General features: G+C 67.8%; 24 protein-coding genes. 19 read left to right on the forward strand and 5 right to left on the reverse strand.

Annotated elements, in window-relative coordinates:
• The first annotated feature begins 307 nt into the window (after positions 1-307).
• The 13 genes from ACPCUW_RS24535 to ACPCUW_RS24595 all read left to right on the forward strand — a co-directional run bounded on the left by ACPCUW_RS24535 (position 308) and on the right by ACPCUW_RS24595 (position 13689).
• Positions 308-1291 carry a DUF2520 domain-containing protein gene (locus ACPCUW_RS24535; RefSeq protein ID WP_082856667.1) on the forward strand — a complete coding sequence of 328 codons (984 nt, stop codon included), beginning with the start codon at positions 308-310 and terminating at the stop codon, positions 1289-1291.
• Complete coding sequence (gene panC / locus ACPCUW_RS24540) at positions 1291-2316, forward strand: pantoate--beta-alanine ligase (RefSeq protein WP_423427358.1); 1026 nt, start codon at positions 1291-1293, stop codon at positions 2314-2316. Before ACPCUW_RS24535 ends, panC begins: the two co-directional genes overlap by 1 nt.
• Before the next feature lie 14 nt (positions 2317-2330).
• On the forward strand, positions 2331-2750 hold the full coding sequence (gene panD, locus ACPCUW_RS24545; RefSeq protein ID WP_030517343.1) for an aspartate 1-decarboxylase: 420 nt from the start codon (positions 2331-2333) through the stop codon (positions 2748-2750).
• 21 nt (positions 2751-2771) lie between these two features.
• The gene (locus ACPCUW_RS24550) at positions 2772-3566 is read left to right on the forward strand and encodes a type III pantothenate kinase (protein WP_036497452.1); all 795 of its coding nucleotides are present in this window, start codon (positions 2772-2774) and stop codon (positions 3564-3566) included.
• Between the two features lie 175 nt (positions 3567-3741).
• A complete protein-coding gene (locus tag ACPCUW_RS24555) occupies positions 3742-4401 on the forward strand; it encodes a cysteine dioxygenase (protein ID WP_423427361.1) in 660 nt (219 codons plus the stop codon).
• The gene (locus tag ACPCUW_RS24560) at positions 4398-4835 is read left to right on the forward strand and encodes a rhodanese-like domain-containing protein (RefSeq protein ID WP_063010130.1); all 438 of its coding nucleotides are present in this window, start codon (positions 4398-4400) and stop codon (positions 4833-4835) included. Before ACPCUW_RS24555 ends, ACPCUW_RS24560 begins: the two co-directional genes overlap by 4 nt.
• Positions 4836-5000: 165 nt before the next feature.
• Positions 5001-6467 (forward strand): lysine--tRNA ligase, encoded by a 1467-nt coding sequence (gene lysS / locus ACPCUW_RS24565; protein WP_423427471.1) that lies wholly within the window; start codon positions 5001-5003, stop codon positions 6465-6467.
• A 114-nt stretch (positions 6468-6581) separates the two neighbouring features.
• Positions 6582-6947 carry a histone-like nucleoid-structuring protein Lsr2 gene (locus ACPCUW_RS24570; protein ID WP_030517338.1) on the forward strand — a complete coding sequence of 122 codons (366 nt, stop codon included), beginning with the start codon at positions 6582-6584 and terminating at the stop codon, positions 6945-6947.
• A 238-nt stretch (positions 6948-7185) separates the two neighbouring features.
• Positions 7186-7809 (forward strand): FHA domain-containing protein, encoded by a 624-nt coding sequence (locus ACPCUW_RS24575; RefSeq protein WP_063010126.1) that lies wholly within the window; start codon positions 7186-7188, stop codon positions 7807-7809.
• 111 nt (positions 7810-7920) lie between these two features.
• On the forward strand, positions 7921-8895 hold the full coding sequence (locus ACPCUW_RS24580; RefSeq protein ID WP_423427363.1) for an esterase/lipase family protein: 975 nt from the start codon (positions 7921-7923) through the stop codon (positions 8893-8895).
• A 327-nt stretch (positions 8896-9222) separates the two neighbouring features.
• Entirely contained in the window at positions 9223-11772 is a 2550-nt protein-coding gene (locus ACPCUW_RS24585; RefSeq protein ID WP_063010122.1) for an ATP-dependent Clp protease ATP-binding subunit, read from the forward strand.
• A 146-nt stretch (positions 11773-11918) separates the two neighbouring features.
• Entirely contained in the window at positions 11919-12704 is a 786-nt protein-coding gene (locus ACPCUW_RS24590; protein ID WP_423427365.1) for a phytanoyl-CoA dioxygenase family protein, read from the forward strand.
• A gap of 76 nt (positions 12705-12780) precedes the next feature.
• Positions 12781-13689 (forward strand): LLM class flavin-dependent oxidoreductase, encoded by a 909-nt coding sequence (locus ACPCUW_RS24595; protein WP_423427366.1) that lies wholly within the window; start codon positions 12781-12783, stop codon positions 13687-13689.
• 24 nt (positions 13690-13713) lie between these two features.
• On the opposite strand, the gene ACPCUW_RS24600 is transcribed toward ACPCUW_RS24595, so the two are convergent.
• Positions 13714-14379, reverse strand: coding sequence for a response regulator transcription factor (locus ACPCUW_RS24600; protein WP_030517332.1), 666 nt, complete (start codon positions 14377-14379; stop codon positions 13714-13716).
• Positions 14376-15587, reverse strand: coding sequence for a sensor histidine kinase (locus ACPCUW_RS24605; protein WP_423427368.1), 1212 nt, complete (start codon positions 15585-15587; stop codon positions 14376-14378). Before ACPCUW_RS24605 ends, ACPCUW_RS24600 begins: the two co-directional genes overlap by 4 nt.
• 126 nt (positions 15588-15713) lie before the next feature.
• Between ACPCUW_RS24605 and ACPCUW_RS24610 the strand changes: the two genes are divergently transcribed.
• The 3 genes from ACPCUW_RS24610 (at position 15714) to ACPCUW_RS24620 (ending at position 18109) form a co-directional block, all read left to right on the forward strand.
• Positions 15714-16706 (forward strand): ABC transporter ATP-binding protein, encoded by a 993-nt coding sequence (locus tag ACPCUW_RS24610; RefSeq protein WP_423427370.1) that lies wholly within the window; start codon positions 15714-15716, stop codon positions 16704-16706.
• On the forward strand, positions 16703-17551 hold the full coding sequence (locus ACPCUW_RS24615) for an ABC transporter permease (RefSeq protein ID WP_423427371.1): 849 nt from the start codon (positions 16703-16705) through the stop codon (positions 17549-17551). Before ACPCUW_RS24610 ends, ACPCUW_RS24615 begins: the two co-directional genes overlap by 4 nt.
• 114 nt (positions 17552-17665) lie before the next feature.
• Complete coding sequence (locus tag ACPCUW_RS24620; RefSeq protein ID WP_423427372.1) at positions 17666-18109, forward strand: OsmC family peroxiredoxin; 444 nt, start codon at positions 17666-17668, stop codon at positions 18107-18109.
• Between the two features lie 60 nt (positions 18110-18169).
• On the opposite strand, the gene mhuD is transcribed toward ACPCUW_RS24620, so the two are convergent.
• Positions 18170-18484: a mycobilin-forming heme oxygenase MhuD gene (mhuD, locus tag ACPCUW_RS24625; RefSeq protein ID WP_030517327.1), complete on the reverse strand. Its 315-nt coding sequence runs from the start codon at positions 18482-18484 to the stop codon at positions 18170-18172.
• A 44-nt stretch (positions 18485-18528) separates the two neighbouring features.
• Here mhuD and ACPCUW_RS24630 point away from each other — a divergent pair, with 44 nt between their 5' ends.
• The 3 genes from ACPCUW_RS24630 (at position 18529) to ACPCUW_RS24640 (ending at position 21629) form a co-directional block, all read left to right on the forward strand.
• The gene (locus ACPCUW_RS24630) at positions 18529-19272 is read left to right on the forward strand and encodes an alpha/beta fold hydrolase (RefSeq protein WP_423427374.1); all 744 of its coding nucleotides are present in this window, start codon (positions 18529-18531) and stop codon (positions 19270-19272) included.
• Positions 19273-19397: 125 nt separating this feature from the next.
• A complete protein-coding gene (locus tag ACPCUW_RS24635) occupies positions 19398-20570 on the forward strand; it encodes an acyl-CoA dehydrogenase family protein (RefSeq protein WP_030517325.1) in 1173 nt (390 codons plus the stop codon).
• A gap of 228 nt (positions 20571-20798) precedes the next feature.
• Positions 20799-21629 carry an enoyl-CoA hydratase/isomerase family protein gene (locus ACPCUW_RS24640; RefSeq protein ID WP_030517324.1) on the forward strand — a complete coding sequence of 277 codons (831 nt, stop codon included), beginning with the start codon at positions 20799-20801 and terminating at the stop codon, positions 21627-21629.
• Between the two features lie 75 nt (positions 21630-21704).
• On the opposite strand, the gene ACPCUW_RS24645 is transcribed toward ACPCUW_RS24640, so the two are convergent.
• The gene (locus tag ACPCUW_RS24645) at positions 21705-22001 is read right to left on the reverse strand and encodes a hypothetical protein (RefSeq protein WP_063010108.1); all 297 of its coding nucleotides are present in this window, start codon (positions 21999-22001) and stop codon (positions 21705-21707) included.
• A 274-nt stretch (positions 22002-22275) separates the two neighbouring features.
• Complete coding sequence (gene rlmB / locus ACPCUW_RS24650) at positions 22276-23244, reverse strand: 23S rRNA (guanosine(2251)-2'-O)-methyltransferase RlmB (RefSeq protein ID WP_063010106.1); 969 nt, start codon at positions 23242-23244, stop codon at positions 22276-22278.
• Positions 23245-23267: the final 23 nt, after the last annotated feature.

Below are 23267 nucleotides of genomic sequence, written 5' to 3' on the forward strand. Positions count from 1 at the left end.
ATCACGAGCCGTCCGCCCTCGGCCCTCGAAAACCGATCAGGTTCACATCTGCGAGCCGTAAACCTTGGGGGTCTCGGCCCGCCTCGATTTTGGACTGACGGAGCGAAGGAGCGCAGCGACTGAGCGGAGGAGGGAAAAATCGAGGCCCAGGGGGCCGAGAACCCGCCGGAGCGAAGCGGAGGCCAAAGGTACTGAGGGAAATATCACGCGCGGGTCCTCTGGCAGCGCACCCGGTCACTACCTATTCTCGACTCGTAACGTCCGGTACCCGCCATGCGGGACTGGAACGCCTTCCGAGAGGACAACGGTGACCTCCGATTTTTCGCGGCCCGACGAGGCCGATTCGTCGCGCCCCGCCGCGCCTGCGGTCTCGGGCTCGTCCGCTGTACCCGGCAGTGATCCGGCGCCGGCCCGGCTGACGGTCGGCATCGTGTCGGCGGGCCGGGTGGGTTCGGCGCTGGGTGTCGCGCTGGAGCGGGCCGGGCACGTGGTGTTCGGGGTGTCGGCGATTTCCGATGCGTCGCGGCATCGGGCGCACACGCGGTTGCCGGAATCGCAGATCTTGCCGGCCGAGGAGATCGCGGCGCGCAGCGAACTGTTGATCCTGGCCGTACCGGACAGTGAACTGCCCGGTCTGGTGGCCGGTTTGGCGGCGGCGCGGGTGGTCCGTCCGGGAACGATCGTCGCGCATACCTCGGGGGCCAACGGTGTGGCCGTCCTGTCCCCGCTGACCGATGTCCGCCCGCTGGCGATCCATCCGGCGATGACCTTCACCGGCCACGACGAGGACACCGCCCGCCTGGCGAATGCCTGTTTCGGCATCACCGCGGCCGACGAGATCGGCTATGCCATCGCGCAGTCGCTGGTGATCGAGATGGGCGGCGAGCCGGTGCGGGTCCCGGAGGAGAATCGCGCGCTGTACCACGCGGCTCTCGCGCACGGCAGTAATCATCTGGTCACCCTGATCGTCGATGCGGTCGCGGCGTTGCGGGCGGCGCTGGAGGGTCCGGGCCTGCTGGGGCAGCAGGTGGTCGACGACCAGCCCAACGGATTGGCGGAGCGGATGTTGGCGCCGCTGGTCTCGGCGGCGCTGGACAACGCGCTTCGGCGCGGCCTGCCTGCGCTGACCGGTCCGGTGGCGCGGGGTGACGCCCTCGCCGTTTCGACGCACCTGGAGGCACTGGCCGCGGCCGATCCGGAGCTGGCGGCCGGCTATCGCGCGATGTCGCTGCGCACGGCGCAGCTGGCCCGCACGAATCCGGATCTGATCGGCCTGCTGGAGGGATACTGATGTCGAATTCGGGAGCGAAGAAGCTGACCCCGGAGCAGCTGCGCAAGCTGTATCGCCCGGGCGAGCTCACGGTCGTCCACGAGCCGGCCGGTGTTTCGGCGGTGACCTCCGCACTGCGCGGGGTCGGTCGCACGGTCGCGCTGGTGCCGACGATGGGTGCTCTGCACGAGGGCCATCTGGAGTTGGTGCGCCGCGCCAAGCGCACGAATCAGGTTGTGGTGGTGTCGATCTTCGTCAACCCGCTGCAATTCGGTGAGAACGAGGACTTCGACAAGTACCCGCGCACGCTCGACAGCGATGTGGCGCTGCTGCGCGAGGAGGGTGTGGTGTTGGTGTTCGCGCCGAGCGTCGCCCAGATGTATCCGGACGGCCCGCGCACCTCGGTCCATCCGGGACCGCTCGGCGCCGAATTGGAGGGCGCCAGCCGCCCGACCCATTTCGCCGGGATGCTGACGGTGGTGGCGAAACTGCTGCAGATCGTGCGTCCGCACGAGGCGTTCTTCGGCGAGAAGGACTATCAGCAGCTGACGTTGATCCGGCAGATGGTCCGGGATCTGAACTTCGACGTCGATATCGTCGCGGTGCCCACGGTCCGCGAGTCCGACGGCCTGGCGCTGTCCTCGCGCAACCGCTACCTGGACGAACAGCAGCGGGAGTTGGCGATCACCCTGTCCGCCGCGCTGGCCGCGGGCCGGCATGCGGCGGGGCGCGGGCCCGACGCGGTTCTGGCCGCGGCTCGTTCGGTGCTCTACGGTGCGACCGGTGTCGACGTCGACTACCTGGAGTTGCGTGGTTCGGATCTGGGCCCCATTCCGAGCAGCGGGAACGCTCGTCTGCTGGTGGCCGCCCGCATCGGCGCCACCCGCCTGATCGACAACGTGCCCGTTTCCGTCCCTCCCGCGGTGTCCGATGCGGCGTCCGCGGGGCCCTCCGTGGTTACGCAGGCTGCCGCCTGCGGACCAGTCGCACCCGCCGACGGCCACAACGCTGTCCCCGATTTCCAGCCTGCCCAGGCCGACGCATAGGAAAGGCGACCACGATGTTGCGCACCATGATGAAGTCGAAGATCCACCGTGCCACGGTGACTCACGCCGATCTGCACTATGTGGGTTCGGTGACCGTGGACCCGGATCTGATGGACGCCGCCGATCTGCTCGAGGGTGAGCAGGTCTGCATCGTCGACATAGACAACGGCGCCCGGCTGGAAACCTATGTGATCGCCGGTGAGCGCGGTTCGGGCGTGATCGGAATCAACGGCGCCGCAGCGCATCTGGTGAACCCGGGTGATCTCGTCATCCTGATCGCCTACGGCATGATGGACGAGGCCGAGCTGCGCGAGTACCAGCCGCGGGTGGTGTTCGTCGACGACCGCAACCGTCCGGTGGAGCTGGGTTCGGACCCGGCGCACGCCCCGGAGGGTTCGGGGTTGACCTCGCCGCGCTCACTGACCTTCGCCTGAGCCGCGGGCAGCGGGGCGAGGATGCTGCTGACGATCGACGTCCGCAACACCAGTATCGAGATCGGCCTGTTCTCGGGCAGTGGTGCGCATGCGGAGCTGGTGCACACCTGGCGCGTGCACACCAATCCGCTGCTGACCGCCGACGAATTCGCCATGCAGGTGCGGGGTTTGGTGGGCGAGCGGCTGGACCAGGTGGTCGGGGTGTCGGCCTTGTCGACGGTGCCGCCGGTGCTGCGGGAGTTGCGCACCATGTTGGGGCGCTACTGGTCGCACGTGCCGCACGTGCTGGTGGAACCCGGTGTGCGCACCGGAATCCCGCTGCTGGTCGACAATCCGAAAGAGGTCGGCGCGGACCGGATCGTGAATTGCCTTGCGGCATATCATCGTTTCGAGTCGCCGGCGATCGTGGTCGATTTCGGCACCGCCATCTGTGTCGACCTGGTGTCGGCGAAGGGAGAGTTCCTCGGCGGGACGATCGCCCCCGGCGTGGAGATCTCCACCGAGGCGCTGGTGGCCCGGAGTGCGCTGCGGCGCGCGGAACTGACCCGCCCGCGTTCGGTGGTGGGTAAGAACAGCATGGAGTGTATGCAGTCCGGGGCGGTTTTCGGCTTCGCGGGCCTGGTGGACGGTTTGATCGACCGGATTCGCGACGAACTCGACGCCTTCGCCGGTGACGATGTGTCGGTGGTGGCGACGGGCCCGACCGCACCGCTGATCGTCCCCGAATCCGAGACCATCGACCACCACGAGCCGCATCTGACCCTGGACGGCCTCCGTCTGGTCTACGAGCGCAACCAGCAGCGCCGCCGCCCGTGACCGGCGCGCTGTGGGGTGAAACACACCGCCTTGCACGCGCTGGTCACCCTGCTAGACTTCGGCTCGTGACTTTCCGCGTGAGCACCCAGGAGTGTTGTCGAGGCTGATTCGCCTCGGCTGATTGTCGAGGCTGCGTATCCGCCCTCGGCCGTCCACTACTCCTGGAGCTTCGCTCATGCGTTCCTCTGTCCTCACCTCTGCTGTTACCTCCGCCGCGAGCGGTGATGCCGCGCGGCGTCGGACGGGGCAGTTGCCGCCCGCTCGTCCGGCCAACCGCCTCACCGCCGAGATCACCGATCGCTCGGTGTCGTCCGCATTGCCGACCCGGCTGCGCCCGGCGGATCTGCTGCGGCTGACCGACGAGGGCGCCGAGGACGTCGTGGCGGGCCGCTTCGACCACCTGCTGCCGTCCGGTGGCGTGTGGCCCACCGAAAACCGTTGGGCCGTCCGGCTTCTCGCGGACGACGAGGTCGATGTCTGGCTGATCAGCTGGGTGCCGGACCGGTCGACGGAATTGCACGACCACGCCGGCTCGCTCGGCGCGCTCACCGTGCTGAGCGGTGCGCTCTCGGAATTCCGCTGGAACGGCAAGGAATTGCGCCAGCGCACTCTCACCGCCGGTGATCAGGCCTCGTTCCCGCTCGGCTGGGTGCACGACGTGGTGCGTGCCCCGGATCAGTTCGCGGGTGTGCCCGAGCCGTCGAATCCGACGCTCTCGGTGCACGCGTATTCACCGCCTCTGTCCGCCATGTCGTATTACGAGGTGACCGGCCACGGGACGCTGCGACGTACCCGGACCTTGCTCACCGACCAGCCCGAAGGCGATGTGAAATGACGTACCCGCATCTCACCATCAACGACATGCTGGAGGCGGCGCGTGCGCGATTGACGCGCATGTACGCATTCGAATTGCCGGAGGCGATCGCGCGCGGCGCCCTGCTGGTCGACATCCGCCCGCAGGCCCAGCGGGTCAAGGAGGGCACCCTGCCGGGCGCCCTGGTGATCGAGCGCAATGTGCTGGAGTGGCGGCTGGACCCCACCAGCCCCGCGCGGCTCGCCCTGGCCACCGATCACGATCGCGAATGGGTGATCGTCTGCTCGGAGGGTTACACCTCCAGTTTGGCGGCAGCCACACTGCAGCAGCTGGGTCTGCACCGGGCCACCGATCTGGTCGGTGGCTACCAGGCGGTAAAGGCCGCGGGGCTGCTGTCGGTGGCCGCCGGCGCACCGCATCTGGCCGGTGAGATCACCGCACTCGTCTCGCTGTAATAGCCCGGGTGAGCGGGGGTCGGGCGCGCGCAGAACGATTTCCGGCGCACGATAGGGTGGTTCGCTGTGAGCACCCCGAAAAGCCCTTCGTCCGGTGGCTCCGCGGGCCGGGTTCCTGCGGGGCAATCGCATCCTGCCGCAGCGGAAGTCGACGTTCCCGAGCAGATGCGGATCCGCCGGGAGAAGCGTGAGCGGCTGCTCGACGCGGGCGTAGAGCCGTATCCGGTGGTGGTGCCGCGGACCCACACCCTCGCCGAGATCCGCGCCGCCTATCCCGACCTCGAGCCCGACACCAGCACCGGCGTGCCGGCCGGTGTGGCCGGCCGGGTCATCTTCATGCGCAATACCGGCAAGCTCTGCTTCGCCACGCTGCAGGAGGGGGACGGCACCAAGCTGCAGGCGATGATCAGCCTGAACGGTGTCGGCGCCGATGCGCTGGCGGCGTGGAAGGCCGATGTCGATCTGGGCGATTTCGTCTTCGTGCACGGCGAAGTGATTTCCTCCCGCACCGGCGAATTGAGCGTGATGGCCGATTCGTGGTCGATGGCGGCCAAATCGCTGCGTCCGCTGCCGGTGGCGCACAAGGAGATGAGCGAGGAGTCGCGGGTCCGCCAGCGCTATGTCGACCTCATCGTGCGCCCGGAGGCGCGGGAGATGGCCCGCACCCGGGTGGCGGCCGTGCGCGCACTGCGAAATGCGTTGGAGCGCAGGGGTTTCCTCGAGGTAGAGACGCCGATGCTGCAGACTTTGCACGGAGGTGCGGCGGCGCGTCCGTTCGTCACCCATTCCAATGCGCTGGATATGGATCTGTATCTGCGCATCGCGCCGGAGTTGTTCCTGAAGCGCTGCGTGGTGGGCGGGATCGAGAAGGTCTTCGAGGTCAATCGCAACTTCCGTAACGAGGGCGCCGACTCGACGCATTCGCCCGAGTTCGCGATGTTGGAAACTTATGAGGCCTACGGCACCTACGACGATTCCGCGCGGATGATGCGGGAATTGATCCAGGAAGTCGCACAAGAGGTCTTCGGCACTCAGGTCGTCACACTCGCCGACGGTACGGAATACGACCTGAGTGGTGAGTGGAACACCATCGAGATGTATCCCTCGCTATCCGATTCGCTGGGGGTCGAGGTAACGCCGGAAACTACTGTTCCGGAATTGCTCGCGCTAGCCGATCGGGTCGGTCTGGAAATTCCTCCGGACAAGGGTTACGGCCACGGCAAACTTGTCGAGGAACTGTGGGAACACAGCTATGGCGACAAGCTCTATGCGCCCACTTTCGTGCGGGACTTCCCGGTGGAGACCTCACCCTTGACGCGCCAGCATCGCAGTAAGCCGGGCGTCACGGAGAAGTGGGATCTGTATGTCCGCGGATTCGAGTTGGCTACGGGCTATTCGGAACTCGTGGATCCGGTCGTACAGCGGGAACGTTTTGTCGACCAGGCCAGACTCGCCGCCGCCGGTGACGAGGAGGCCATGCGGCTGGACGAGGACTTCCTCGCCGCCATGGAACACGGTATGCCGCCGACAACGGGTACCGGTATGGGAATCGATCGGTTGCTGATGGCGCTGACCGGACTCGGAATCCGGGAAACCATACTGTTCCCAATTGTGCGTCCGTCCGGTCGCTGAGTACCGGGTTTGAATGCCGATTCCCCGTCTTGGAAATTTCGTATCTAGAGGTATTCTCGACTCGGGCATCGGCCTGGTATCCGGGTCGCACGATTTCGAGAGGACGTTCATCTCATGGCAAAGAAGGTCACCGTTAGCCTGATCGACGATGTCGATGGTGAGTCCATTGCGGACGAGACCATCGAGTTCGCGATCGACGGTGTTTCGTACGAGATCGACCTGTCGGCGGCGAATGCGGCGAAGCTGCGGGACGGGCTGGACGTGTGGGTTGCCAATGCCCGCCGGGTGAGCGGTCGCCGGCGCAGCAAGCCGGTCGGTGCGACCACCGGTGCGCCGAAGGGCCGAGTTTCCATGGATCGCGAACAGAGTGCGGCAATTCGGGAGTGGGCGCGGCGTAAGGGCCACAAGGTTTCCGCGCGCGGTCGCATCTCCGCCGATGTCGTGGAGAGCTACCACAAGGAAGTCGGCCGCAACAACTAGTGCGGTCGAAAAGACCCGGCTGCGTCTGTGCCGCTGCCGCCCGGAGGAATCGTGCGACGTCCGGGCGGCAGCGGCATTTCGATGCCTCGGCGGTATTTCCGTGCGGTCGCGGTATTTCGGTGCGGCCGTACCCGGACGGTCCCGGCGTGGTGATCTTGCTCGTCGCCGCGTCGGCGCGGCACCATGGGGCCTATGCAGACCACGTCACTGGCGGTACGAGGGTGGGGGTAGCAACGCGGTGACGAATATTCACGAATCGTTTCTCCGGTTCATCGACGACACCGGCCGCCGCCACGAACTGACGCTGACCCCGGATCATCAGCGCATCACCATCGGGCGTTCGCCGCAGGCCGATCTGTCCCTGGGCTGGGACGCCGAGGTGTCGCGACTGCATGCGGCAGTGGAATACCTCGGCGCGCACTGGACGATCGTCGACGACGGACTCTCGCGCAACGGCACCTTCGTCAACGGCGAGCGGCTGGCCGGCCGCCGCCGGCTGGAGGCCGGTGACCGCATCCGGGTCGGGACCTCGATGCTGTCGTTTCACGATTACACCGGCACGGTCGACGACGCGACCCGGACTTCCGTCGGCTCGGTGCCGAGTCCCCGTTCGCTCACCGATACGCAGCGCGCGGTTCTGATCGCGCTGTGCCGCCCCTACCGCGGCAATACCGAATTCGCCACGCCCGCCTCCAATCAGCAGATCGCCGACGAGTTGTATCTGAGCGTGGATGCGATCAAAACCCATCTGCGCGCGCTGTTTTCGAAGTTCGGCGTCGAGGATCTGCCGCAGAATCAGAAGCGGGTGCGGCTGGCGGCGCTGGCCATCCAGAACGGCATCATCTCGCAGCGCGACCTCTGAGATCCGTCCGCCGGATGTGACGCGCGATTCCGGTTACCCGCCGGTATCGATCCGCACGGTTCCCTGCTCCCGCTAGCGTGTTGAAACGCGTTCTAGTTTTTGGAGCTCTCGATGTCGTCTCGTCCCGTGCGTGCGCCGCGTCTGCTGCGCCGGTTACCCGGATCCATCCTCGTCCTGGCGGTATTGAGCACCCTGTGGGTGACCGCCGCAGCGGCGGCCCACGCCGAATATCCGGTGGACTACAACTTCTTCTCCGGCATTCCGTACGAGCTGCGAAATCCGGGTGGTTCCCTGCCCGGCGCCGACGACTGGTCGTGCCGGCCCAGCGCCGCGCATCCCGAACCCGTGGTGCTGGTGCACGGCACCGGCGGCGGGGCGCAGACGAACTGGGGCGTGTACGCGCCGCTGCTGGCCAACGAGGGATATTGCGTCTACTCGCTGACCTACGGCGCCTACGACCTGCCGTGGCCGCTCTCGGCGATCGGCGGCATGCGGCCGATCGAGGACAGTTCGGCGCAGCTCGCGGAGTTCGTGGACCGGGTGCTGGCGGCGACCGGCGCCGCGAAGGTCGATCTGATCGCGCATTCGCAGGGCAATCTGGTGGGCAACTACTTCGTCAAGCGGCTGGGCGGTTCGGACAAGGTCGACAAGTTCGTGGCGATCGCCGCGCCGTGGCTGGGCACCTTCGGCCCGGTGATCGATCCGGCTCGCGATTTCGCGCGGCGCCTGGGCGCGGAGCCGGCCTTCGACGGCGTCCTGAGCGTGAGCCCCTGTGCCGCGTGCGCGCAGATGACGGGCAGTACGGATTTCATCCGGTCCCTGAATTCCGACGGCGTCTACGACCCGGACGTCACCTACACCAATATCGAGACCCGCTACGACGAGCTGGTGGTCCCGTACACCGTTGCCCTGGTGCCCGGACCGACGACGACGAACATCGTGGTCCAGGACGGCTGCGCGTCGGACTATTCGGAGCACGCGGGCATTGCGGGCAGCGACCGGGCGGCCGCGTTCGCGCTCAACGCCCTGGATCCGGACGATCCGCACCCCGTGCCCTGCCATTTCATCCCACCGCTCACCGGATAGTTCCGTCGGCGAGGACGTCGCGCGGAGATTCGCGGCCGAGTTTCGGGGCCGCGAACCCCGACGTCGGGAAGGGGGCCCGAAAATTCAGCTGTGGGCGTAGTTGCTGGGGAAACGTTCCGGGTTGGAGCCGCGTTAGAACGGTATGACTCGCGTTGTCGCCCGTTCGCAATAGGGTAGACGGACGACGGCCGTGACCCCCGCCAACTACAGTAGAGGCGGGGGATGCAACCCCAGGGCTTCATGGCAGGCTGGCGCCACAGGTGTGAAGCACGAAGCACAACAGCAGCGCCGGATGCCGTGGATAGCGGAGCAGGAAGTGAGGGAGCGATGTTCGAGAGGTTCACCGACCGCGCGCGGCGGGTCGTTGTCCTGGCCCAAGAAGAGGCTCGGATGCTCAACCACAACTACATCGGCACCGAGCACATCCTGCTGGGCCTGATCCACGAGGGTGAGGGTGTCGCGGCGAAGTCCCTGGAGTCGCTGGGAATTTCGCTCGAGGGTGTGCGCAGCCAGGTGGAGGAGATCATCGGACAGGGCCAGCAGGCGCCGTCCGGTCACATCCCCTTCACCCCCCGGGCCAAGAAGGTGCTGGAGCTGAGCCTGCGCGAGGCGCTGCAGCTCGGCCACAACTACATCGGCACCGAGCACATTCTGCTCGGCCTGATTCGTGAGGGCGAAGGCGTCGCGGCCCAGGTGCTGGTGAAGCTGGGCGCCGACCTCAACCGGGTGCGGCAGCAGGTCATCCAGCTGCTGTCCGGCTACCAGGGCGGTAAGGAGGCGGTGGAGTCCGGTGCTCGTGGCGAGTCCGGGACCCCGTCCACCTCGCTGGTCCTCGACCAGTTCGGCCGCAACCTGACCCAGGCCGCACTCGAAGGCAAACTCGACCCGGTCATCGGCCGCTCGAAGGAGATCGAGCGCGTCATGCAGGTGCTGAGCCGCCGCACCAAGAACAACCCGGTCCTGATCGGTGAGCCCGGCGTCGGTAAAACCGCCGTCGTCGAGGGTCTCGCTCAGGCCATCGTCAACGGCGAGGTGCCGGAGACGCTGAAGGATAAGCAGCTCTACACCCTCGACCTGGGTTCCCTGGTCGCGGGCAGCCGCTACCGCGGTGATTTCGAGGAGCGCCTGAAGAAGGTGCTCAAGGAGATCAACACCCGCGGCGACATCATCCTGTTCATCGACGAGCTGCACACGCTCGTGGGTGCGGGTGCCGCCGAGGGCGCGATCGACGCGGCCTCGATCCTGAAGCCGAAGCTGGCCCGCGGTGAGCTGCAGACCATCGGTGCCACCACCCTCGACGAGTACCGCAAGTACATCGAGAAGGACGCCGCCCTGGAGCGCCGGTTCCAGCCGGTCCAGGTGGGCGAGCCGACGGTCGAGCACACCATCAACATCCTGAAGGGCCTGCGCGACCGCTACGAGGCGCACCACCGGGTGTCCATCACCGACGGTGCGCTGGTGGCCGCGGCCACGCTGGCCGACCGGTACATCAACGACCGGTTCCTGCCGGACAAGGCGATCGACCTGATCGACGAGGCGGGCGCGCGGATGCGCATCCGCCGGATGACCGCTCCGCCGGACCTGCGCGAATTCGACGACAAGATCGCCGATGCCCGCCGGGAGAAGGAAAGCGCCATCGACGCGCAGGACTTCGAGAAGGCCGCGCGGCTGCGCGACAAGGAGAAGCAGCTCGTCGCCAAGCGCGCCGAGCGGGAGAAGCAGTGGCGTTCCGGTGATCTGGACGTCGTGGCCGAGGTCGACGACGAGCAGATCGCGGAGGTGCTGGCCAACTGGACCGGTATTCCGGTGTTCAAGCTCACCGAGGAGGAGACCACCCGTCTGCTCCGCATGGAGGACGAGCTGCACAAGCGGATCATCGGCCAGGAGGACGCGGTCAAGGCCGTGTCGAAGGCCATCCGCCGTACTCGCGCCGGCCTGAAGGATCCGAAGCGTCCGTCCGGTTCGTTCATCTTCGCCGGTCCGTCCGGCGTCGGTAAGACCGAGCTGTCCAAGGCGCTGGCGAACTTCCTGTTCGGCGACGACGACGCGCTCATCCAGATCGACATGGGCGAGTTCCACGACCGCTTCACCGCCTCGCGGCTGTTCGGTGCCCCTCCGGGCTACGTCGGCTACGAGGAGGGCGGCCAGCTCACCGAGAAGGTGCGCCGCAAGCCGTTCTCGGTCGTGCTGTTCGACGAGATCGAGAAGGCCCACCAGGAGATCTACAACACCCTGTTGCAGGTGCTGGAGGACGGCCGCCTCACCGACGGCCAGGGCCGGACCGTGGACTTCAAGAACACGGTGCTGATCTTCACCTCGAACCTCGGCACCTCGGATATCTCGAAGGCCGTGGGCCTGGGCTTCTCGCAGTCCAACGCCGAAGGCTCGAACTACGAGCGGATGAAGCTCAAGGTCAACGACGAGCTGAAGAAGCACTTCCGTCCGGAGTTCCTCAACCGTATCGACGACGTCATCGTCTTCCACCAGCTCACCAACGAGCAGATCGTGGAGATGGTGGATCTGATGATCAACCGCGTCGCGACGCAGCTGCGGAACAAGGATATGGAGATCGAGCTCACCGAGAAGGCGAAGAGCCTGCTCGCCAAGCGCGGTTTCGATCCGGTGCTGGGCGCTCGCCCGCTGCGCCGGACCATCCAGCGCGAGATCGAGGATCAGCTCTCGGAGAAGATCCTGTTCGGCGAGATCGGCCCCGGCCAGATCGTCGAGGTCGACGTCGAGAACTGGGACGGCGAGGGCGCCGGCGAGGATGCCAAGTTCACTTTCGCCGGTAAGGCCAAGCCCGCCAAGGCGGAAGCCGAACCGGTCGCGGCGCTGGCCGGCGCCGGTGAGACCGCTCCGGAGGCCTCGGGCGAGTAAGTAGTCCGTACGAACCGACCGATGCCGGTCACCCCGACGGGGTGGCCGGCATCGTCGTATCTGCGGCTGCCTGCCCTGAAAATGAGTGGCGGCCGCGCGGGAACCTGTTCCATGCTGGCGATGTTCGCGAGCGGAATGAGGGCTGTGTGCTGACCGATGCCGAGGTGCAAGACTTCATCTCCGACGGTTTCGTCCGAGTGGAGGGTGCGTTCTCCGAGTCCACCGCGGCCGGGGCGCGGGAAATACTCTGGCGCGCGACCGGATGCGATCCGGCGGATTCCGGAACGTGGACGCGGCCGGTGGTCCGGCTGCCCGGTTTCGCGGACCCGCCGTTCGCCCGGGCCGCGCGCAGCCCACTGCTGGCCCAGGCGTGCGATCGGCTGGTCGGTGCGGGCCGATGGGTCGCCGCTCAGGGACTGGGCACCTTCCCGATTCGCTTCCCCAGCGAGCAGTCGCCGGGTGACGACGGATGGCATATCGATGCGAGTTTCCCGGGCGAGGATCCGCAGGACTATCTGCGGTGGCGCATCAACGTGCGGTCGCAGGGGCGGGGGCTGCTGATGCTGTTCCTGTTCTCCGACGTCGGCCCCGACGATGCGCCGACACGGATCCGGATGGGCTCGCATCTGCGCATGGCGAAGGTGCTGGAACCCTACGGTGTGGCCGGAGTCGCGATGTCGGACCTGGTCGAGGACTTCGCCGCCACCGCGGACCTTCCGGAAGTGGCGGCGACCGGTCGGGCCGGAGATGTGTATCTGTGCCATCCGTTCCTGGTGCATGCCGCCCAGGCGCATCGAGGCCGGAACCCGAAATTCATGGCCCAGCCGCCGCTGCTGCTGCACGAACCGTGCGTGCTGGACCGGCCCGACGGTGCGTATTCGCCGGTGGAGCAGGCGATCCGACAGGGGCTCGAGCTCGGCGTCACCCGCTGACTACGCGCGGGGACGTACCCGGGATGTGTTCTCCGGACGGATGATTCGCGCTGCCGCGAGGCAGAGGGTGAAAGTCATGGATATCGGATTGCATCTGACGAACTTCGCGCTGGACACCCCTTCCGAACGCATCGGATCGCGCCTGGCCGAGGTCGTCCACACGGCCGAGGACAGCGGGTTCTCAGTCGTCGCGGTGGGTGATCATCTCTGGCAGAGCCCATGGCTGGGACGGGTGGAACAGAATGTGCTGGAGGCGTATTCGACACTGTCGTTCATCGCGGCGCACACCTCGCGGGTGGAGCTGACCGCGGTGGTGTCGGGGGTGCACTATCGGCATCCGGCCATGCTCGGAAAGCTGGTCACCACCCTGGATGTGCTGTCCGGCGGCCGGGCCTGGCTGGGAATCGGGACGGGCACCTCCACCGGCGATGTGGAAGGGTACGGCCTGCCGTTCCCGCCGCTGCGCGACCGCTACGACATGCTGGAGGAGGCGCTGCGGATCTGCCGGGCCATGTGGACCGGTGCGCGGGGCGGTCCGGAACCCGTATCCGGCAAGCACTTTCACGTCGAGCGCCCGCTGAACGCTCCGCAGGTGGTGCGGAATCCGCCGGCGGGCGGACATCGCCCGCATCCACCCGTGCTCGTCGGCGGCGACGGTGAGCGGCGCACATTGCCGCTGGTGGCGCGCTACGCGGATGTGGCGAGTCTGCGGCCGGGGCCGGAGCTGGCGAGCAAGATCGAACTGCTGGACCGGCTGTGCGCGGAGATCGGCCGCGATCCGCGCGAGATCCGCAAGAGCTGCGTCTTCGCCTTCGATCTCGGGCCGAGCGGTGGCGCCGTGGGCCAGGTGCTGGGGCAGCTGGAGCGGATGGCGGAGGTGGGAATCGATCTGGTGATCGGACGGGTGGCCGGCGTCGACGAGCTGACGCCCCTGGAGGTGCTCGGGCGCGAGGTGATCCCGGTGGCCGCGGAATTCGGTCGCTGACCCGGAGTCGCGACCGACCCCGAATTACTGCCAGCCGGGGCGGACCAACCCCGACTCGTAGGCAAGGACCACGAGTTGCGTTCGATCACGGGCGTTGAGTTTCACCAGGATTCGGCTCACGTGAGTGCGAGCGGTGGCGGGGCTCATGAAGAGGCGCCGGCCGATTTCGGCGTTGGTGAGCCCTTCCGCGACCAGCGCCATCACCTCGCGCTCCCGATCGGTGAGCTCCGACAGCGCCGCGGCGGGCGCGGGTTTGGCGTGGGTGGCGAATTCGGCGACCAGGCGGCGGGTGACGCTGGGCGAGAGCAGCGCGTCTCCGGCGGCCACCACGCGCACCGCCTTCACCAGATCCGCGGGTTCGGTGTGTTTGACCAGGAACCCGGTGGCGCCCGCGCGCACGGCTTCGAAGACGTATTCGTCGAGTTCGAAGGTGGTGAGTACCACGACCTTCACCTCGGACAGGCCGGGGTCGGCGGCGATCTCGCGGGTGGCCGACAGGCCGTCGAGGACCGGCATGCGGATATCCATCAGCACCACATCGGGATGCAGCTCCCGGGTCATCCGCAGGGCCTGGTCGCCGTCGCCGGCCTCCCCGACGACCTCGATGCCGTCCTGGGCGTCCAGCAGCGCGGCGAATCCCGCGCGAACCAGAGCCTGGTCGTCGGCGACCAGGACGCGGATCTCGTTCACGACACCTCCTGTAGGCCGGCGTCCGGCCGATCCGGAATCGGCAGCCGGGCCCGCACGGCGAACCCGCCGTCCGGCCGCGGTGCTGCCGAGAGCTCGCCACCCAGTGCGCGGGCGCGTTCGATCATGCCCGGAATTCCGTTCCCGCCACCGGTTGTGGACGACTGTGGAGAATTCGGGGAGCGCTCGTTGTCCACAGTGATGCACAGCTCGCTCGGCGAATAATCGACAGCCACGGTCGCTTCCGCCTCGGGCGCATGCCGCAGCACATTGGTCAGCGATTCCTGCACGATGCGAGCGGCGGCGACGTCGACCACCACCGGCACCCGGCGCGGTGTGCCGGAAATCCGGGTGTGGACCGGGGTGCCGGCGGCGCGCATCGGAGCCAGCAATGATTCCAGATCGCCGATGCCGACCGCCGGGCTGGTCGGCACCGCAACGGTTTCCGCGCCGGCGCGGATCGAGCGCAGCAGACTGTGCACCTCGCCGAGCGCATCGCGGCTGACCTCTTTGATCGCCGAAAGGGCGGTCGCGGCCTGTTCGGGTTTGCGGTCGAGCAGTTCCAGCGCCACCGACGACTGGACATTGATCAGCGACAGGCTGTGGGCGAGCACATCGTGCAGTTCGCGCGCGATGGCCAGCCGTTCCTGGGCCGCGCGCTGTTCGCGCTCGGCCAGTTCACGGGCACGCTCGGCTTCCCGGTTGCGCCGGGCAGCCTCGACGCGCTGCCGCCGCGCGATCAGCGCCGAACGCCGCTGCCGGATGCCCTCGGCGATCGCGATCAGCACCACGAGCCAGGCCAGGATGCCGACGACCGGCCAGCCCCCGGGCCCGTGGCCGCGCAGCGCGGGCACCGGCCACACCATCAGCAGGAATCCCAGCGGCACCAGCGGATAGGTGTACCAGCGGGAGCCGCGCGAGGCCGCGGTCAGGAAGGCGATGACCAGCGATACGAAGACCGGCCCGTAACCGTACCCGACCAGCAGATAGGCGACGGTGACCGCGAGCACGCCCACGAAGACCGCCCGGGGATACCACGCGCGCATCGTCAACAGCAGCGGGCCGGCCACCAGCAGCGCATATCCCAGCGCATCCAGTGGACGCACGCCGGACTGATGCGCATTCGCCGCATGCCCGCCGCCCAGCTGGACGACGGCCACGACGACGCACAGCATCACATCCCGGGCGCCGGGCCGTTTACTCGACTGCACAGTTCGAACGGTAACCCCGCCGCGTCGCCGCACGAGCCCGCGCGCCGCGAATTACGTCCAGATACGTACGCCGAGCCGGGCGCCCCGGCGGATGTGTCGGTGCTGGTCGAAGCGGATGGTCGAGGTATGAACAGATCGAATGCCGATCCGGCCGGCGAGTTCCCCGGCACGGTCACGCGGACCCGGGCCAGCGCCACCGAGGTCGTGGTTACCGAGTCTCTCACCAAGAAGTACGGCGACCACACGGCAGTCGACGCCGTCTCCATGACCGTGCGCCGCGGCGAGATCTACGGATTTCTCGGCCCCAACGGCGCCGGTAAGACGACGACGCTGCGGATGCTCGTCGGGCTGATCGCGCCGACCTCCGGTACCGCGACGGTGCTGGGCCTGAATCCGGGCGAACGGGAGTCGTTGCGGCGCATCGGCGTTCTGATCGAAGGGCCCGGCTTCTATCCGTACCTGTCCGGCCGCGACAACCTGCGCGTGCTGGCCCGCTACCACCTGACCGAGCGCACCGCCGGTTCCCGGCCTCGCGACCGATTCGCCGAGGTGGACGAGATCCTGGCGCGAGTCGGACTCGCCGACCGGGCAGGCGATCGGTTCCGCACCTACTCGCTCGGCATGAAGCAGCGCCTCGGCGTCGGCGCGGCCCTGCTCGGCAACCCGGATCTGCTCATTCTCGACGAGCCGACCAACGGTCTGGACCCGGCCGGAATGGCTGAAATGCGAGAACTGGTGACCGGTTTGGCCGCCGACGGGCACACCGTCGTGCTCTCCTCGCATCTGCTCAGCGAGGTGCAGGAAATCTGCGATCGGGTCGGCGTCATCTCCGGCGGGAAGTTGCTCACCGAATCGACCGTGAGTCAATTGCGCGGCGCGGCAACACTTCTGGTTCGGGCCGAGCCGATGGAGACGGCCTATCCGGCGGTGCGCCGGGTGGTGGGCGAACACCGTGCGTTACCGACCGCCGCCGGCATCAGAGTCGATGCCGGCAGGGCAATGGCGCCCGAGGTGGCGCGCGCGGTGATCGCATCCGGCGCGGATCTGCTGGAACTGCGCACCGACGAAAAGTCGCTGGAGGAAGTGTTTTTCGAGATGACGAAACAGGAGCACCGATGAACGACGTAGTGGCCTGCACCAGGGCCGAATTCGCACGGCTGCGGAAGTGGCCCGCGTTCTGGATCGTGCTCGGCACCTGGATCGCGCTGAATCTCGTCTTCGCGTATCTGTTCAACTATCTCGCCTACACCTCGGGCAGCAGTTCCCGGATGTCGAACGGGCAGCCGCGCGAGGTGCTGTTGCAGTTGATGCTGCCCGCGGCCGTGCCGGAGGTGTTCACCCAGGGCATGGCGATGTTCGGCGGTGCGCTCATGCTCGTCCTGGGCGCGCTGGTGGTGGGAAGCGGATACGGCTGGGGCAGTTGGAAAACCGTTTTCACCCAGGGACCCTCGCGCCGTGCGGTGGTCGGCGGAACCGTGGTTTCCCTGATGAGCGTGGTGGTGGGCCTGGTCGGTGCGGCGTTCGTGGTGGATACCGGGGTGGCCGCGATGATCGGGGTCGCCGAGCATCGGACGCCGACGCTGCCGACGGCCGCGCACACCCTGCTCGGTCTCGCGACCGGCGTGGTGATCCTCGGTATGTGGACGCTGGCCGGCGCGCTGATCGCGGCGATCGCCCGTGGTCCGGCACTGGCGGTGGGCCTGGGCCTGGTGTGGGTGCTCGTCGTGGAGAATCTGCTGCGCGGCGTCGCGTCGATTTTCTCGCCTGTCCGGGCGCTCACCGACCATCTGCCGGGGACCGCGGCGGGTTCGGCGGCCGGGGCCATGCGCACCGTGGGCGGCACGGCGACGCCGGGCGTCCTGGACATCCTGTCCCGACCGGCGTCGTTCGTCGTGCTGGCGGTGTACATCGCGGTATTCGCCTGCGGCACAGTGGCACTGATGGTGCGCCGCGATATGGCGTGAACAGCGCCGCGGCGTCGCGCCGGAATCGCGCCGGGCCGGACAGCGGTGAGTCGAGCGCGCGCGGCGAGTAGGTTCGATCGCGACGGCTCATTCTCACTCGACGAAAGGACAGCGATGCCTACACGCAGCGCGCGTACCGCATGGACCGGTGGCTTGCAGGACGGTTCCGGACAGGTCGACCTGGCCAGTTCCGGTGCCGGCAAATTCGACGTCTCGTTCCCGAAGCGCACCGCCGATACCGCCGAGGGCACCACCAGCCCCGAGGAACTGATCGCGGCCGCGCATTCGTCCTGCTACGCGATGGCGCTGTCCGGTCAGATCGGCGCCGCCGGCGGCACCATCGAAAGCCTGGACGTGAATGCCGACGTGATGCTCGGCCCGGATCCCGCGGGCGGTTTCCGCATCTCGGCGATCAAGCTGACCGTGCGCGGCCGGGTCTCGGGTATCGACGCCGGCGGCTTCGAGCAGGCCGCCCAGACCGCCAAGGCCGGTTGCCCGGTCAGCAAGGCTCTGGCCGGCGTCGAGACGATCGAACTCGACGCCGCCCTCGAAAGCTGAGCCGGGGCGACCGGCGCACCTCACCCGGTGGTCGGACCGACCACCGGGTGCGGCGAGAAACTACTGAGCGGGCTTCGCCGCGACGTCGAGGACCACCTCGAATTCCAGCAGCGAGGCGCCCGTGGCGACCGGCTGGCGGGCCTGGCCGGCATGCGCCTCCTTGGCCGGTCCGTCTCGCCACGCGGCGAACGACTCCTCCGAATCCCACTGCGTCACAACGAAATACCGGTTGTCACCGGCGACCGGGCGCAGCAACTGGAAGCCCAGGAAGCCGGGGGAATTCTCCACCGCGTGCGCCCGATGGGCGAAGCGCTTCTCGAGTTCGGGTCCGGCTCCCTCGGGAACCTCGATCGCATTGATCTTCACAACAGCCATGAGCACAGGCTAATCCCACCGCGCGGCACGTATCGTCGGTGCCGATGTTGTACGACGAGGGTGGCACCGGGGTGCCGATTCTGCTGCTGCACGGATTGATGGGCAGCGCGCGGACCTGGGCGGGTCAGGTGCCGTGGCTGCGCGAATTCGGCCATGTCCACTCCTTCGACGCCGCTGGGCACGGCCGACCGGCCCCGCCGGAGCTCACCACCGAGGCATTCGTCGCCGATCTGGCCGCCGCGACCGCCGCGATATCGGAACCGATGGTGGTGATCGGCCATTCGATGGGCGGACTGCACGGGTGGATGTTCGCGGCCGCGCACCCGGAGCGGGTCCGGGCGCTGGTGGTCGAGGATATGGCGCCCGATTTCCGCGGGCGCACCGCGCGGCACTGGGCGGAGATGATCGAGGCCTGGCCGCAACCGTTCCCCGACGCCGACGCGGTACTGGACTTTTTCGGCCCGGTCGCCGGGCGCTACTTCCTCAACTCGTTCATGCGCGGCGGAGACGGCTACCGGTTACACGGTTCGGTCGCGACCTTCCGCGACATCTCCGAGGAGTGGGGCACCCGCGATTTCTGGGCCGAATGGGCCGCGGTGCGCGTGCCGACCCTGCTGATCGAGGGCGAATACACGATCACGCCGCCAGGTCAGATGCGGGAGATGGCGGCCGCTCGGACGGGTGTGCGCCATGTGGTCGTCGGTGCCGCCGGACATCTCGTCCACGACGACCAGCCCGCTGTCTATCGCGCCGAAGTCGAACGGTTTCTGCACGAAAACATGGGTTGATCGGATCGCCTGCGCGTGGGTCCGGGCGAAGGGAGACCCGAGGTCCGGCAGTTGCGGGCAATCGCCTTCAGTCTCGGTGGGGAGGCGACGTATGCTCCACTCAGGCCCCGACCATAAGGTGAATCATGATTAACTTCTCGATACCCGCCGACCTCGCCGCCGAACGTGACCGCATCCGCCGGTTCGTCATCGACAAGATCGTTCCGTTCGAGCGCGACCCCCGCCTGACCGCGCACGGGCCCAACGACGATCTGCGCCAGGAATTGGTCGAATTGGCGCGGGCCGAGAAGCTGCTCACCATTCAGGCGCCCGAGGCACTGGGCGGCCGCGGGCTCACCCACGTCGAACAGGCCGTGCTGTACGAGGCGGCCGGGTGGTCCACCCTGGGACCGGTCGCGATGAACTGCGCCGCGCCCGACGAGGGCAACATGTTCCTGCTGTCCAAGGTCGCCGACACCGAGCAGGTCGACCGCTTCCTGATGCCGGTGATCGACGGCCGTCAGCGCTCGGTCTTCGCGATGACCGAGCCGGGCGGCGCCGGATCCGATCCCGGCCAGCTCGCCACCACCGCCACCTTCGACGGCGAGAACTTCACCGTCAACGGCCGCAAATGGCTGATCACCGGGGCCGACGGGGCCAAGACGTGGATCATCATGGCCAAACTCGAGGACAACGACCACCTCCCCGCGGGCCCGACCCTGTTCCTCACCGAGGGGGACGCGCCCGGAATCGTCATCGAGCGAACCATGAACACGATGGATCGCAACTACGTCGGCGGCCACGGCGTCGTGCGTTTCGAGAATCTGATCCTGCCCAAGGAGTCGCTGCTGGGAGAGAGCGGCCAGGCGCTGCGCTACGCCCAGCTGCGACTGGCCCCCGCCCGCCTCACCCACTGCATGCGCTGGCTCGGCGCCGCCGAACGCGCCCAGAGCATCGCCGTCGAACACGCCAAGACCCGCACGGCCTTCGGCAAGCCGATCGGCGAGCACGAGGGCGTGTCCTTCATGCTCGCCGACAACGAGATCGCCCTGCACCAGTGCCGCCTGACCATCTGGCACGCCTGCTGGTTGATGGACCAGGGCCACAAGGCTCGCCACGAGAGTTCGATGGCCAAATCGTATGTGTCCGAGGAACTGTTCAAGGTCGCCGACCGCTGCGTCCAGGTCCTCGGCGGCATCGGCATCAGCGACGAAACCGTGGTCGAGATGATCTTCCGCGATATGCGCGCCTTCCGCCTCTACGACGGCCCCACCGAGGTCCACAAGTACGCGATCGGCCGCCAAGTGTTGCGGGGATAGCGGTCCTGCGCCTGCTGCCATCTGTCAAGGCGTACGTCCATGAGCCGTTCACCGTGAGGGTCTCGGCCCGCCTCGATTGTGGAGCGACGGAGCGAGGGAGCGCAGCGACTGAGCGGAGGAGTGAAAAATCGAGGCCCAGGGGGCCGAGACCCCGCCGCAGCGAAGCGGAGGCAGATAACACAGCCAGTAAGGTGGTCGGGAAAGATCACCCAAACCTAGGATCGTCGCATGAGTTCGGAACTGCAGGTCGATGTGTCCGCCGGTGTCGCCGTACTCACGCTCAACCGTCCCGCGCAGCAGAACGCCATGACGCCCACGATGGCGGCGGAGCTCGGGACCGCGCTGCGGCGCTGCGATACCGAGGACGCGATTCGGGCGGTGGTGATCACCGGGACGCCGCCCGCGTTCTGCGCGGGCGCCGATCTGTCCGCCCGCGTCGGTGACGTGCGCGGCACGATCGATCCGCCGCCGTGGCAGATCCGCAAGCCGGTGATCGCGGCCGTGAACGGGCATGCCGTGGGGATCGGGCTGTCGCTGGCCCTGCAGTGCGATCTGCGATACATGGCCACCGATGCCGTATACGGGCTGAATCAGGTGCGTCGCGGCGCGATGGCCGACGGCTACGCGCACTGGACACTGCCGCGGCTGGCGGGAATGGCCAACGCCGCCGACATCATGCTCACCGGCCGCACCTTCGACGGTGAGGAAGCGCGCCAGATGGGCGTGGCCAACAGCAGTCTGCCGGCGGGCGAGGTACTGCCGACCGCCTTGGCCGTGGCGCACGACCTGGCGGCCGGTTCCGCGCCGCTGCCGACCGCTCTGACCAAGCGGCTGCTCTGGGAGGGCCTCGGGATGAGCCCCGAGGCGGTCGGCCGGCTGGAATCCGAGCTGCACGGCTTCGTCGGCAAGAGCGTGGACGCGGCCGAGGGCATGGCGGCGTTTCGCGACCGCCGCCAGCCACAGTGGAAGGGCAGTATCAGCGCCGAATGGCCCGCGGGCGAGTTGTCGTCGCCGAGCGAGCGTCGCGGTCTGGACGGCACCGCCGAGGAACCGGCCTAGTCCTGCGAAGCCGGGCGCTTCGACCTCGGACCGGTTCCGGAGCCACCGCCGGCGAGTTCCCCCGGAGCCGCCCGGTCAGCGCCCGCCGATGAGCATCAACAGAAAGACGCACGCGTACAACACCATCAGTACGGTGCCGACGATGCCGACCACATAGCCGACCACCACCTGCGATCGGCCGCCGATGGTGCCGCCGGACATCTCGATCTGGTCGAGCGCCCGCTTGCCCATCACCCACGCCACCGGACCCAATGCGCCACAACACAATAGGCTCAGCACACCCAGGATCAGCACCGTCGTCGCATGGGGGTGTTCGACCGGGTTACCGGTCGGCGGCTCAGGCAGCGATCCCCAGTAGTCGGGTTGATTCATGGCCACCGTGCGAGTCTAAGGTGCGCCCACCCGAAAAGCTGTATCTTCGGCCTACGCTTCGCTTCGGCGGGGGTCTCGGCCCCTTGGGCCTCGAGTTTTCACTCCTCCGCTCAGTCGCTGCGCTCCCTCGCTCCGTCGCTCCAAAAGCGAGGCGGGCCGAGACCACCATGGTGCACGCTTCGTAGACGTTCACCCAGGTGGGATGAGCGCCTGCTGCCTCGCAAATGGCTGCGACGGTGCAGAACTCAATGGCCGATGGCCCGGCTGCGACCACTCAGCGGCGTTGGCGGGCGATGTCGGCCAGCACGACTCCCGCTGCCACCGAGGCGTTGAGCGACTCCACCGGCCCGGCCATCGGGATGCTGATGATGGTGTCGCAGGTTTCGCGGACCAGGCGCGACAGGCCCTTACCCTCCGAGCCGACGACCACGACGGTCGGTGTGGTGCCGTCGAAGTCGTCGAGGACGGTGTCGCCGCCGGCATCGAGGCCGACCACCTGCAGACCTGCCTTGGCCCAATCCTTCAGTGTGCGAGTCAGATTGGTCGCACGCGCCACGGGCAGCCGGGCCGCGGCGCCGGCGCTGGTGCGCCAGGCGACCGCGGTGACGCTGGCGCTGCGGCGCTGCGGAATCACCACGCCGTGCCCGCCGAACGCGGCGACCGAACGGATCACCGCGCCCAGGTTGCGGGGATCGGAGATGTTGTCCAGCGCCACCAGCAGCGGGGCGGTCCCGGAAGCGCGGGCGCTGTCCAGCAGATCCTCCGGATGGGCGTAGCGGTACGGCGGCACCTGCAGGGCCATGCCCTGATGTAAACCGTTGGTGCTCATCCGATCCAGGTCGATGCGCGACACCTCCAGGATGGAGATTCCGGCATCGGCGGCGCGCTGCACGGACTCGGTGAGGCGGTCGTCGTTCTCGGTGCCCAGCGCGACATACAGCGCGGTGGCCGGAACCTCCGCGCGCAGACACTCCACCACCGGATTGCGGCCGAGCACCAACTCCGGCCCGTCGTCGCCCTTGCGGGTACCCGGCCGGGCGCGGTTCTGCCCCTGCGTCGCCTTGGCCGCTTTCGCCGCCGCCGCAGCGCGTTTCGCGGCGGGGTGGTTCTTGCGCATGGTGGCGGGCGGGGTGGCGCCGCGGCCCTCGAGTCCGCGACGGCGCTTACCACCGCTGCCGACGACGGCGCCCTTCTTGGTGCCGCCCTTACGGATCGCACCTCGTCGCTGCGAATTTCCTGCCATCAGTATGCCTTTCGTGTCGGTCG

It is taken from the genome of Nocardia sp. AB354, assembly GCF_049538315.1.
Taxonomy (GTDB): Bacteria; Actinomycetota; Actinomycetes; order Mycobacteriales; family Mycobacteriaceae; genus Nocardia; species Nocardia nova.